Origin of the sequence: Pantoea sp. MBLJ3, assembly GCF_000816655.1 — a bacterium.
GTDB lineage: Bacteria > Pseudomonadota > Gammaproteobacteria > Enterobacterales > Enterobacteriaceae > Pantoea > Pantoea eucalypti.
Genome location: NZ_JSUT01000008.1, coordinates 21,462 through 34,036, shown reverse-complemented (window position 1 = coordinate 34,036; position 12,575 = coordinate 21,462). Strand labels below are relative to the sequence as shown.

General features: G+C 58.2%; 12 protein-coding genes. 8 read left to right on the top strand and 4 right to left on the bottom strand.

The genetic code is table 11. The features are described 5' to 3' along the window. Positions 1 to 13 precede the first annotated feature (13 nt). Together NP77_RS14230 and NP77_RS14225 are read left to right on the top strand one after the other, a co-directional pair. A complete protein-coding gene (locus NP77_RS14230; protein WP_039660639.1) occupies positions 14 to 898 on the top strand; it encodes a BadF/BadG/BcrA/BcrD ATPase family protein in 885 nt (294 codons plus the stop codon). Positions 899 to 938: 40 nt separating this feature from the next. Beyond that, complete coding sequence (locus tag NP77_RS14225; protein WP_003855670.1) at positions 939 to 2,057, top strand: ROK family transcriptional regulator; 1,119 nt, start codon at positions 939 to 941, stop codon at positions 2,055 to 2,057. Positions 2,058 to 2,115: 58 nt separating this feature from the next. Here the strand turns inward: NP77_RS14225 and NP77_RS14220 are convergent, their stop codons facing one another. Both NP77_RS14220 and NP77_RS14215 read right to left on the bottom strand, forming a co-directional pair. Further along, on the bottom strand, positions 2,116 to 3,207 hold the full coding sequence (locus NP77_RS14220) for an ABC transporter ATP-binding protein (RefSeq protein WP_008926639.1): 1,092 nt from the start codon (positions 3,205 to 3,207) through the stop codon (positions 2,116 to 2,118). A gap of 12 nt (positions 3,208 to 3,219) precedes the next feature. After that, the gene (locus NP77_RS14215; RefSeq protein ID WP_039660638.1) at positions 3,220 to 3,819 is read right to left on the bottom strand and encodes a GNAT family N-acetyltransferase; all 600 of its coding nucleotides are present in this window, start codon (positions 3,817 to 3,819) and stop codon (positions 3,220 to 3,222) included. Positions 3,820 to 4,369: 550 nt separating this feature from the next. On the opposite strand from NP77_RS14215, the gene NP77_RS14210 reads away from it, so the two are divergent. The 4 genes from NP77_RS14210 (at position 4,370) to NP77_RS14195 (ending at position 8,881) form a co-directional block, all read left to right on the top strand. Next, entirely contained in the window at positions 4,370 to 5,701 is a 1,332-nt protein-coding gene (locus tag NP77_RS14210) for an extracellular solute-binding protein (protein WP_003855662.1), read from the top strand. 57 nt (positions 5,702 to 5,758) lie between these two features. Beyond that, positions 5,759 to 6,631: a carbohydrate ABC transporter permease gene (locus NP77_RS14205; RefSeq protein ID WP_003855659.1), complete on the top strand. Its 873-nt coding sequence runs from the start codon at positions 5,759 to 5,761 to the stop codon at positions 6,629 to 6,631. Then, a complete protein-coding gene (locus NP77_RS14200; protein ID WP_003855657.1) occupies positions 6,631 to 7,446 on the top strand; it encodes a carbohydrate ABC transporter permease in 816 nt (271 codons plus the stop codon). Before NP77_RS14205 ends, NP77_RS14200 begins: the two co-directional genes overlap by 1 nt. Before the next feature lie 103 nt (positions 7,447 to 7,549). Further along, a complete protein-coding gene (locus tag NP77_RS14195; RefSeq protein WP_008926641.1) occupies positions 7,550 to 8,881 on the top strand; it encodes a glycoside hydrolase family 28 protein in 1,332 nt (443 codons plus the stop codon). Position 8,882: 1 nt separating this feature from the next. Here NP77_RS14195 and NP77_RS14190 read toward each other — a convergent pair whose 3' ends face one another. Further along, positions 8,883 to 9,953, bottom strand: coding sequence for a tartrate dehydrogenase (locus NP77_RS14190; protein WP_008926642.1), 1,071 nt, complete (start codon positions 9,951 to 9,953; stop codon positions 8,883 to 8,885). A gap of 64 nt (positions 9,954 to 10,017) precedes the next feature. On the opposite strand from NP77_RS14190, the gene NP77_RS14185 reads away from it, so the two are divergent. Further along, positions 10,018 to 10,956 (top strand): LysR family transcriptional regulator, encoded by a 939-nt coding sequence (locus tag NP77_RS14185; protein ID WP_008926643.1) that lies wholly within the window; start codon positions 10,018 to 10,020, stop codon positions 10,954 to 10,956. A 201-nt stretch (positions 10,957 to 11,157) separates the two neighbouring features. After that, positions 11,158 to 12,252: a YncE family protein gene (locus tag NP77_RS14180; RefSeq protein WP_039660636.1), complete on the top strand. Its 1,095-nt coding sequence runs from the start codon at positions 11,158 to 11,160 to the stop codon at positions 12,250 to 12,252. Positions 12,253 to 12,281: 29 nt separating this feature from the next. Here the strand turns inward: NP77_RS14180 and NP77_RS14175 are convergent, their stop codons facing one another. Continuing rightward, positions 12,282 to 12,575 (bottom strand): DUF1330 domain-containing protein, encoded by a 294-nt coding sequence (locus NP77_RS14175; protein WP_003855645.1) that lies wholly within the window; start codon positions 12,573 to 12,575, stop codon positions 12,282 to 12,284.

Genomic DNA, 12,575 nt, shown 5'->3' with positions numbered 1-12,575 from the left:
GGGAAGGAAGCGCGTGCAACCACACTATCTCCTTGGCATTGATGGCGGCGGTACACAGTGTCGTGCGCGGTTAACCGACCTGCAGGGCCGTGTGCTGGCGGAAGCCACTGGCGGTCCAGCTAACGTCTGGTCAGATTACGACGCGGCGCTGACCTGCGTCGGGCAACTGATTGACCGGATATTGTCACACGCGGGATTAGCCCCGGAGGCTCTGGCGCAGACCGCGCTGGTTGCCGGATTAGCGGGGGCCAATGTCGCCTCGGTGCAGGCAAGGCTTGCCAGCTGGCAGCCTGCCTGTGCGGCGTTACAGGTGGTCAGCGATGTGGAAATCGCCTGTGCGGGCGCACATTCCGGCGCACCGGGCGCTGTCTTTATTATCGGCACCGGCAGTCAGGGAGCCGCGTGGGATGGCGAGCAGTTTACATTGCTGGGTGGCTGGGGCTTTGCCCTCTCTGATCAGGGATCGGGTGCTGAGCTGGGTCGTCGTGCACTGCGTCTGGCGCTGCTGGCCCATGAGGCGATCATTCCACAGAGCGCCTTTACACAGCAGCTGATGACGCAGTTTGACGACAGCCCGGAAACCATGCTGCTCTGGACGCGCTCAGCGACGCCTGCAGACTGGGCCCGCGTAGTGCCGCGAATTTTTGCAGCCGCCGACGCAGGCGATCGTCACGCTCAGGATCTGCTGCATCAGACTGCCACCGATATCGGCCTGATGGTGCGCCGTCTGATTGCGCTGAGCAGCGGGCGGGTGGCACTGATGGGTGGCCTGGCCACGCCGATTCAGCGCTGGCTGGACGACGATATTCAGGCCCGGCTGGTGAGGCCGCAGGGCGATGCCCTGAGCGGCGCGCTGATACTGGCGCAGCAGCTGGCGCCTGTCCGATTACCGATCTGACGCTGGCGGAGCCTCTTCCGCCAGATAACCCGAGGAACTTATGACCGCTCCCAACGTAACCGCGCGCATTCTGCGGTTGATTGTTGAAAATGCGCCGATCAGCCAGTCAGACCTGAAAGTCCGAAGCGGACTCAGCATGTCGACCGTGTCGCAGGCCACTAATCGCCTGCTGGCGCAGGAGATTGTGCAGGAGCTGGGGCTGCGTCGCGTATCGATGGGGCGGCCAAAAACCCTGCTGGGCCTCAATCCCGATCGCGCCAGCGTGATTGGCATTCAGCTCAATGCGGAACGTAATCTTATCGTCATGACCGATCTCAGCGGCAATCTGCTGGGCGAACAGCAGATGCCCACTGGCACGCTGACACCCCGCCAGCTTGGCGATGCGCTGGCGAAATTCCTGCGCGGCGTGGAGGAGAAGCGGGTCGGTGCGATTGGTCTGGCACTGTCGGGTCTGGTGGATGCTGAAAATGGCTACTGCATCCGCTCTAAAGTGCTCGACTGGGACAACGTCCCGATTGCGCGTCTGCTGGAAGAACGTTTCTCACTGCCGGTATTTATCGAGAACGACGCCAACGCGATGGCAATGGCGGCGCTGGTGTTTGGTCAGCTTGGCAATGCACAGTCGGCGGTGATCGCCACCTATGGCAAAGGGATTGGTGCGGGCATCATCCTGAATCGTCAGCTCTACCGTGGCCGTCACGGCAAAGCGGGCGAGATTGGCAATGGGCTGGTGGGGGACGGCTCGCTGCGTCTGCTGGAGGATGTCGCCTCATCGCGTGCCATTCTGCAGCGGCTTGCAGCGCAGGAACCGGTGGAAGGCCTCACGTTGCAGGCGCTGGATCAGCGTCCTGCGCCTGAGGTACTGGCGGTGCTGGAAGAAGCAGGACGTGAGCTGGGCATTTCGCTGGCGAACCTGTCAGTGGCCTACGATCCGGATGTGGTTTATCTGGCGATGGAGCCGCACATGGCGTCGCGCATTCTGCTCGATCACATCACTCAGAGCTTCCAGGCCTACCGGCTTAAACTGACGCCACAGATGACGCCGCTGCAGTTCCTGACGGAATCGAACCGGATGTGGGCGCTGGGTGCGGCGGGTTTTGCCGTCAACCGGCTGCTTGATCTGCTGGCGGCGCAGGCCGATGAAGAGCCGGTCACCTGAGTGATCTCTCAAATAAAAAAACGGGCGCTGCGGCGCCCGTTTTTGTTTCCACGCGTCCTTAGCGCAGGCGCATTCCCTGCTCATCAAACAGCAGGCAGTGCGCGGCAGAAAAGCCCAGTTCAACCTGGGTTCCGAGCTCGCGCGTCGTCGCCTCGCGCTCTTCCACGACCAGCATCTGTTCACGCCCGATATCCAGGTAGAGATAGTTGGTGTGACCCAGCATCTCGCCATAAGCCAGCTCGCCGTGAAAGCGCAATGCGTCCGGCGTCTGCGCGGCAGGCTGGAAATGTTCAGGACGAATGCCCAGCGTGACGGTTTGTCCCTCGCGGCAGTCGGCGGCGATTTTCAGCACCAGCCCCTCAATCTTCAGTTCCGGCACCCGCAGTTGCACTTCCCCCGCGCCCGTGGCGCTGATTTCCGCCCGCAGAAAGTTCATTTTTGGTGAGCCGATAAAACCGGCGACAAACAGATTATCCGGGTCGTGATAAAGCGTCAGCGGTGCACCGACCTGCTCAATGCGGCCCTGACGCAGCACCACGATGCGGTCAGCCAGCGTCATTGCCTCCAGCTGATCGTGGGTGACATAAATCATGGTGTTGCCAAGCGAGGCGTGCAGCCGGGCAATCTCAATGCGCATCTGCAGGCGCAGCTCTGCATCAAGGTTAGAGAGTGGCTCATCAAACAGGAAGATGCGCGGATGACGGATAATCGCCCGGCCAATTGCCACGCGCTGCCGCTGTCCGCCAGAGAGCGCACGCGGCAGGCGGTCGAGCAGTTCGGTGAGATGCAGGCGGGCGGCCGTCTGGGCTATCGCCTCGTTAATCTCCGCTTTGGACTTTTTCATTACCTCCAGCGGATACGCCAGGTTGCCGCGCACCGTCATGTTGGGGTAGAGCGCATAAGACTGAAACACCATCGCGATGCCGCGCTCAGTAGCGGGCTGCTGTGTCATGTCCTGCTCCTCAATCAGCAACTGCCCGCTGCTGATCTCCTCCAGCCCGGCGATCATCCGCAGCAGCGTCGACTTGCCGCAGCCAGATGGCCCAACAAACACGACAAATTCGCCACTGTTTATCGTCAGATCGATGCCATGAATGACATTGACGTGTTCATACGACTTCTTCACATTCTGCAAGCGCAGGCTGGTCATCGGCTACCTCACTCAGAGTAACTGGCCCATGTAGATGGCATTGCTGCGCATGATTGGGGTAAACCCCATGCGCGCATAGAAGGCACAAACCTGCTCGTTCTGCAGGCTGACGCCAAGATGAACACCACTGACGCCAGCAGCGCGGAGCGCCGCCAGTTCATGCTCAATCATCCGGCGACCCCAGCCGCCTTTCTGTGCCGCCGGCAGCAGGTTGATATGCAGATGAGCAGGCCACTGCGTCACCAGGATCTCAGCGGCCTGGTCGGGATGGCGTATTGAATCGAGCACTTTGCTGTCGAGCGGGGCACTGGCGCTGCGATCGCGATATTTCTCCTGCAACTGCGGCCACCATTCGGCCTGAAGCTGCGCTTCAAACGCGCGGGTATCCGGCGCGGCGACCACGTAACCCTGCACCTCACCGTCCTGCTCCAGTACAAAAGCAAAGTCCGGCGCAAAATGCGCATAGGGCACGGCAAAACGCTGGCCGGGATAGTCAGGATCGGAGTAGAGCGCGCGGGCATCGCCGCCCGCATCGGCTGTTTCCAGGCAGATGCGGTAGAGCGCCGGGTAGTCCGCCGGTGTGGCCGGACGAATGACACCTTGATTCGCCATGGTGAGTTCTCGTGAGTGAGGGAACCGGTCAGGGATTGAACAGCTCCGCAGGTAAAAGTTACGTTAATGAAAGTGGACTTAGTTTTCAAGATAGAATAATTACCTTATCGCACTAACGCAGGCGGTTCGGCAATGTTTACCGGCATCGGGATGCACAACTGTGATCGCCAACACGCCCGGAACAGGGCGGCTGGCGGCAGATTCACGGCCGGTCAAAAGAGAAAAGTGTGAGCGTGATAGGATTTTCATATGTTTTATCAGGACGTTATTTTGCGATTATTCCTCTGGCATCTCCTGCTGCAGAAAAAGTGGCTGGCGACGTGCCGCCACGGTTAATGGTGTAAATGCCAGCGCGGCGTGCTGATTTTCACGCCATGTCACTGTTTATTTGCGCGTGCTCACAGCCTGACAATTCGGTCGGCAGGCTGTTTGACTTTATTTTTCTATTAAAGTAAGTATGAGTGAGTGCGTTTGTGTGCGGCTGCAGCCTGCAGGATGTCAGGCGGTGAGATGAAAGGATGCCGACCCTGGTCTGAAGAAGGTGAGCATAATGTCTGTTTCTTCCGTTCGTTCGTTCCGAATTCGCAATGTGGGTCGGCTGCTGGTAGCGGGCCTGCTGGCGGGCAGCGTCTCTCATGCCGCCCACGCTGCTGTCACTCTGAATGAGTGGGATATCTACAACTACCCTGAGCAGACCGCTGCGGTGGATGAAGGGATTAAAGAGTTCTCACAGCAGAATCCCGGCATCGTGATTAACCGCTCGGTTCACTCCTTTGAAGATACCCGTATTCCGCTGAAGCTGGCACTGACTGCCGGTGATGGCCCGCAGATCGCCCAGGTCAACCAGGGCGGCGGCGATATGGGTTCGCTGGTTAAAGATAAGCTGTTGCTGCCGCTCGATAGCTATGCCGCCAGCGACGGCTGGACTACCCGCTTCCCGGACTCGATTCTGAAACGTAACCGCTGGTCAGACAGCGGCGAGTTTGGTAGCGGCAAGCTGTATGGCATCGCCAGCCTGGGCGAAATGGTCGGGCTCTATTACAACAAAGCGGTGCTGGACAAAGCGGGCATTGCGGTGCCGAAAACGCTGGCTGAGCTGGAGAGTGCCATGGCGAAGCTGAAACAGCAGGGCACCGCGCCGATGATGCTCGGCCTGCTGGATGGCAACATGGGCCAGCAACTGCTTAGCACGCTATGGCAGGCGCAGATTGAAAGCCATGACCGCAAGACGCTGGATAATCTGATTTACGATGTGGGCGGCACCTTCAAAGACAGCAAGCTGGTCAATGCCGCCACGATGATGAAGAGCTGGACCGACAAAGGCTACTTCTTCCCTGGCTTCCAGGGCATTGGTCACGACGATGCGGCGACGCTGTTCCAGAACGGTCAGGCTGCGTTCCTGGTCAGCGGCACCTGGTATCTCGGCCAGTTTAAAGACAACAAAGATATTCACTTCGCCGCGATGCCTGCCGGTGAAGGCGTGAAACAGCCGCTGATGGTGGGCGGGACCGATCTGGCGTTCTCAATTACCAGCACCGCCAAAGGCAAAGATCAGCAGGAGGGTGCAGCGAAGTTCATCAACTATATGGTCTCTGATGCCATGGCGAACCGCTGGCTGAAAGTGGGCTTCCTGCCGGCCAGCACGAACAAAGCGGCCAAAATGCCAGCGGATAATCCGCTGCTGGCGGAAGCGTATCAGGTCTGGCTGACGCTCAACGACTACGACGGTTTAGGCCACTACGTGGACTGGGCAACACCGACCATGAACGCCGAGCTGAATCAGAACGTCCAGCTGCTGCTGGCGGGTCGTCAGACCCCCGATCAGATGGTGGTGAATTTTGATAACAACTATCAGCGTTACCTGAAAACCCTGAAGCATTAAGCCGGAGGCCCGGCGAACAGCCGGGCCTGAGCATCGTTCTGAACCACGAGTAGGGTTATGTTGAATTTAAGCAGCTGGCGTAATTTCCTCTATGTTCTGCCTGCGGTGCTGGTCTATGCGGTGTTTCTGCTGTTCCCGCTGCTGGCCTCGCTGGGCATCAGTTTTACCGAATGGGACGGCACCTCACTGCCGGTGTTTAGTGGCATCAGCAACTACATGCGGATGTTCAGCGATCCGGTGTTCTGGATTGCGCTGGGCAATAACGCCATCCTGATGCTGTTCTATACCCTGTTGCCGATTGGCGTCGGCCTGCTGCTCTGCAGCTTTCTGTATGACACGCGCAACAATAACGAACGTAGCGTGCTGCGCATTCTCTTCTTCCTGCCCTATATCATGCCAATGGCGGTGCTGGGTGTAGTATGGCGCTGGCTCTATAACCCGGCGTTTGGCCCCATCGACCAGATATTACGCGCGATCGGATTGCCCCAGCTGGCGCTCTCCTGGCTGGGTGATTTTACCTGGGCGCTGCCCGCTGTCGGTCTGGTCGCGACCTGGTACTTCTTCGGCTTCTGTCTGGTGCTGTTTATGGCAGGCCTGCAGCGTATGGATCCCTCACTGCTGGAAGCCGCCGATCTGGATGGCTCATCGCGCCGTCAGAAATTTATGCGTATTACGTTGCCCGGCCTGCGGCCCGAGCTGCGGATTGCGCTGCTGCTGACGGTGATCGCCAGCCTGAAAGCCTTTGACCTGGTCTATGTGATGACGCAGGGCGGCCCAGGCACCTCCACCATGGTCACCAACATCTTTATGTATAAGCAGGGCTTTGACCTGCACTATTTTGGCTACGCCTCGTCGGTGGCGGTGTTCAGCATGATTATTGTTTTAGGGATCAACTATCTGATTCATCTGGCCTTAAAGGAGCGTTACTGATGCGAAGCACGCCGGTGATTTCACGCGCGCTGATCTGGATCGTGGCGCTGATGACGATTCTGCCGTTTCTGATGGCGCTGATGACCTCGTTTAAAACCCAGATGGAGCTGTTTCAGGGCATCTTCACGCTGCCAGCCTCGCTGAATTTCAAAAACTACGTGACCGCGTGGCAGCAGGGACACTTTAACGTCTACTTCCTCAACTCGGTGCTGGTGGTGATTCCGGTCGTACTGTTCAGCGTGCTGCTGGGTATTCTGGCTGGTTTTGGTTTCGCCTGGCTGAAGATCCCCGGTAAAAAAGTGATTGGGGCGATGCTGGCCCTGGGGATGGTGCTGCCGAGTGAAGCCTTTATCATTCCGCTCTATCACGAGCTGCGCTGGATGGGGCTCACCAACACCTATCTGGCGCTGATCCTGCCGCAAATCGCCCTGTCGCTGCCCTTTACCACGCTGATGATCGCCAGCGCGTTTCAGCAGGTGCCGAAAGAGCTGGTAGAAGCGGCGGTGATGGATGGGGCGTCGCGGGTCAAAATTCTGTGGGGCATTCTGGTGCCGGCAATCTGGCCAACGCTGTCGACGCTGGGGCTGCTGCTGTTTATCTGGACCTGGAACGAGTTTCTGATCCCACTGATTCTGGTCAACAAGGATGAGCTGCGCACGCTGCCGATTGGCATGATGTTTTTCCAGAACAAAAACACCATCGACATTCCGGTGCTGATGGCGGGCGCAATGATTGTGATTATGCCGCTGATCGTGGTGTTCCTGATTTTCCAGCGCAAGTTTATCAGCGGCGTCACTGAAGGGGCCGTGAAGTAATTTGTGATATCCCGCACGAAACGGCGTACTGGCGACCAGACAAAGGTTTCCCGCGCCGTGTCGTGCTGGAATTTCTCCTCCTCAATCCTGCGGGAGACGCATGATGCACCTTTCCCTTGCTGATTTTCATCCTGTCGCCGATGGCGAAACCCCGGACACGGCCGTGCTGCAGCGCGCCATGGATCAGATTGCGGCGGCCGGCGGGGGGCGTCTTACCCTGCCTGCCGGGCGTTATCGCAGCGGCTGCCTGAATCTGCCATCTGATTTTGAACTGCACCTGGAAGCGGGTGCGGTGCTGATCGCCAGTCCGCGGCTGGCTGACTACCAGGCGGTGCAGGCACTCAGCTGTGCTGAGAAGTCCCATAACGTGCTGCTCTATGCGCTGGGCCAGCGCAATATCACTATCAGCGGCACTGGCCGCATCGATGGCGAGGGTGAAGCCTGGTTCGCCGCTGAGCGGGATGAGCAGGGTTATCGCCTGCCGCGTCCTGACCGGCCGCGCATTATCGTGTTTGAAGATTGCGAGCAGGTGACGCTGACCGCCTTTACCATCGTGCAGGCGCCAATGTGGACGGTGCATCTGGTGAGCTGTCGCCATGTGCATATCGACCATCTCACTATCGACAACGCGATGACTATGCCGAATACCGATGCGCTGGATATTGACGGATGCGAGGCGGTGTTTGTCAGCAACAGCTACCTCAGTGCCGCTGATGACGCTATCTGCATTAAAACCACCCACAAACCGGCTGCGCTGCGGCGTCCGGCGCGGCAGATTATGATCACCAACTGCCTGCTTCGCAGTTACAGCTGTGCCTTTAAAATCGGCACCGAAACCTGGGATGATGTGGAAGATGTCACGGTGACCGGCTGCACCATTTTTGATTCCAACCGGGGTATCGGCATTCTGTCGCGTGACGGCGGTGCAATGCGGCGTCTGCTGTTCAGTAACCTGACCTTTGCCTGTCACCATGCGCCGCCCTGTCACTGGGGCAAAGCCGATCCGCTGCATATTTCTGTGCGCCATCGCGATCCCGCCATCACACCTGGCGTCGTGGAGCAGGTGCAGTTCAGCAACATGACGGGCGTGGCGGAAGGGGCGATTAATCTGCATGCGGCAGAACCGGGCTGGATACGCGATGTGGTTATCAGCCAGCTTCAGATGCGGCAGACCGTGTCGCCGATGACGCAGGGACACTATGACGTGCGACCACCCTGTAACCCCGACTCACCGACCGGCATGGGGCTGGATAACGCCTACAAACTTGACCCGAAAACCGGTGAAGCCTTTGGCGTAGAGCGCTATCCCGGCGGTTTGCCGGGCCTGTTTGCGCGCGGGGTAGAGAACCTGCAACTGCACAACCTGGTGATCAACAGGCCCGCGCCGTTACCGCCAGGCTGGCATGCTGAATGCGTGGTGCAGTTGCCGGACTGATTTACAGCGCGGCGGCGATGGCCGCGCCGAGCTCTTCGGTGCTGGCGTTGCCGCCGAGGTCGCGCGTCAGATGCTCTCCCGCCGCCAGCGTACGTTCAATTGCATTTAACACCGCATCACCCGCCGCTTTGTAGCCGAGATGCTCCAGCATCATCGCCCCACACCAGATCTGCCCGATAGGATTGGCGATGCCTTTGCCTGCGATATCCGGCGCAGAACCGTGAACCGGCTCAAACAGGCTGGGAAACAGGCCTTCCGGGTTAATATTGGCGGAGGGCGCAATGCCAATGGTGCCGGTACAGGCCGGGCCGAGATCGGAGAGGATATCCCCAAACAGGTTGCTGGCCACCACTACATCAAACCAGTCCGGGTGCAGCACGAAGTTGGCGGTAAGAATATCAATATGATACTTGTCGACGCGAACCTCGGGGAACTGGCCGGACATCGCTTCGACGCGGCTGTCCCAGTAAGGCATGGTGATAGCGATGCCGTTGGATTTGGTGGCGGAGGTCAGGTGCTTCTTCGGCCGGCTCTGCGCCAGCTGATAAGCAAACTTCAGGATGCGGTCAACACCAGTGCGCGTCATCACCGTCTCCTGAATCACCACTTCACGGTCGGTGCCAGGGAACATGGTGCCACCCACGCTGGAGTATTCACCTTCGGTGTTTTCACGCACCACATAGAAGTCGATGTCGCCAGGCTGACGGTTTGCCAGCGGCGCTTTCACCCCTGGCATCAGTCGCACCGGACGCAGATTGACGTACTGGTCGAACTCACGGCGGAACTGTAGCAGCGAGCCCCACAGTGAAACGTGGTCGGGCACCACATCGGGCCAGCCGACCGCGCCAAAATAGATCGCGTCAAAGGCTTTCAGCTGCGGAAACCAGTCGTCAGGCAGCATTTTGCCATGCTGCTGCCAGTAGTCAGCGCTGGCGTAATCGAACCACTCCCAGCGCAGCGGAATGTTAAATTTCTCAGCAGCCGCATTCATTACACGGACGCCTTCCGGCATCACTTCTTTGCCGATGCCATCGCCAGGGATCACAGCAATAGAGTAGATTTTATCAGTCACAGGGCACCTTTCCGGTTGATGTTCGAATTGTGTACGCAGTATAACTGTCGATTCCGGGGAAATAATGAGCCTGAAAGGCAATCCATTGTTGAATCAAAGTAGAGAATCCCGCACCTCCACTGATGACTTAGCCTTCTTTGTTCGCCTGGCCGCGCTGGATAGTCTGACTGCGGCGGCGCGCGAACTGGGCCTGTCACTGGCAGCGGTAAGCAAACGTCTGAGCCAGCTGGAGCAGCGCCTTGGTGTGCAATTGCTGCGCCGCACCACACGCCGGCTGGAACTGACGCCGGAAGGCCGCCGTTATCTGGCGGGCGCGCGTCCGCTGCTGGATCAGCTTGCGGCGCTGGAAGAGGCGGTCAGCGGTGAAACAGCCCAGCTGCGCGGCACCCTCAACATCAACGCCTCCTTTGGTTTTGGCCGTCGCCATATCGCGCCCTGCGTCTCGGCTTTTGCCGCGCTGCATCCGCAGCTCTCACTGTCGTTACAACTCAGCAGCCAGCCGCTTAATTTTCTTGATGCGCACATGGATATCGATATCCGCGTTGGGGAGCCGCCTGACTCGCGGCTGGTGGCACGTAAGCTGCGAACCAATCCGCGTATCCTCTGCTGTTCGCCCGCCTATGCTGCCCGGCACGGCCTGCCTGCCACTGTGCGCGATTTGGCGCAGCACAACTGCATTTTACTGCGTCAGCACGACAGCGATTTTACCCTGTGGCGGCTGACCTGCGGTGAACAGAGCATCAGCCAGAAAGTGCGCGGCAGCCTGATCACCAACGATGGTGAAGTAGCGATGCGGCTGGCGATGGATGGACATGGCATTCTGCTGCGTTCCTGGTGGGATGCGCAACACAGCCTGGCTGCGGGCGAATTGTTGCCGGTGCTACCGGACTGGCAGGCACCTGATGGTGATATCTTTGCGGTCTGGCAGGCGCAACGCCAGCTTCCGGCTCGTATTACCGCGTTTGTGGCGTTTTTGCAGAATAATCTTCAGGTTGTTGATTAGTCGAGGTTATAAATTGAGTGACGGGCACAGAAAAGCGCCTGTGGACAATAAATATACCGCATTAAGCTGATTCGGTTGCTTCAGGGTGCCGTTGCGTTTACACCCTTTTTAGTGATGCGTATGATTCTCATTCTTTTTCTTCCCTGCCTGCCCGCTGTGTTGCGGCCTGCCGGGAGCAGCAGATGGATAGGGGAGTTAACTATGAAAGCGTTGTTCAGCTCGCGTAAAGCGGCACTCGCACTGGCGATAGTCACCACCTTCAGCCTGACGGCGTGCCAGATGAGAGCGAAAAAAGTGGATGGCAATGCGCTGATGGTGATGCAGCCCTCCAGCCCCGACAATCTGATTCAGCGCGAGCTGGGCGACGGATTATATGAGATGGCGTATCTGCCCGCCAAAAATACGCTCTATGTGGCCAGTGCGCCCGAGGGCAAGGATATCAGTGGCGGTATGATCTATCGTCTTGATGGCACCACGCTGCAAAGCACCGGGGCGGGGCATTACGATCTGAAAAATGCGGGTCTGAGCAGTGGACAGGATGGCAGCGCGCTTTACACCACCCAATCAGTGGATGGTGGCATCGCTAAGATCGATCCCGATACCGGCAACGTGCTGAAGCGCCTGATGTTTGACGAGAAGAATGAGAAAGGATCGCCGGTGAAAACCCGCGAGATCTTTCTGCATGACGGGCTGCTCTATGTCGGCGGCGCAGACGAACCTGGCGTGATCTGGGTCGTTGATGCGAAAACCCTGACGCTGAAAGCCCGGATTAAAAATGCTGGCAAAGGTGTTACAGGCATTATCTTCTCGCCAGTCAGCGATCGCATTTATGCGGCGAACGGCAGCGGTGAAATCCTGGTGATCAATCCGCGCAATCACAAAATCGAGCAGCGCCTGACGGCAGGTGATGGGCAGGACACTCACTTCCTGAATATGGCAGAAGATCCGGCAACCGGTCGCCTGTTTGTCACGGATAACGCCAAAGAGAAAAATACCCTGGTGTTTGATGAGCGCAGCGGCAAGGTGATTCAGCGCCTTGATCCAGGCGATTCAGTGGGGATTAAGTTTAACGGTAAGCGCAATGAGATTTATATCAGCCAGCGCGAATCGAAGAAGGTGCTGCAGCTGGATGGCACCACGTATGAAGTGAAAAACAGCTGGTCGTTTGAGGGGCATCCAGAAAGCCTGCTGGTCTCACCGGACGGCCAGACACTGTATGTGACTCTGAAGCAGGGCTTCAATGACGACCACAGCCATCAGCTTCTGGATGGCGTGGCGCGTATCACGCTGCAATAAAAAAGGCGGCATCGCTGCCGCCTGAAGTCTTACTTAGCTACACCCTCGACCAGCACCACGCGATAGTTCGCGCCTTTCAGACGGTGCGCTTTGGCAGCCTGATATTCCGGGCTGTCATACCATGCATGTGCTTCTTCACGGCTCGCGAATTCCAGAATTACCACACCTTCTGCTTCCTGACCTTCCAGCGTTTCCAGCTCGCCATAAAAGGCGAGAGGATTGATCTGATGATCGCCGCGCGCCTGGCCCGCTTTCTCGGCGTAGATCGCCATTTCGTCCTGGTTCAGGGTGTTATCACGAATAAATACAACGTATGCACTCAC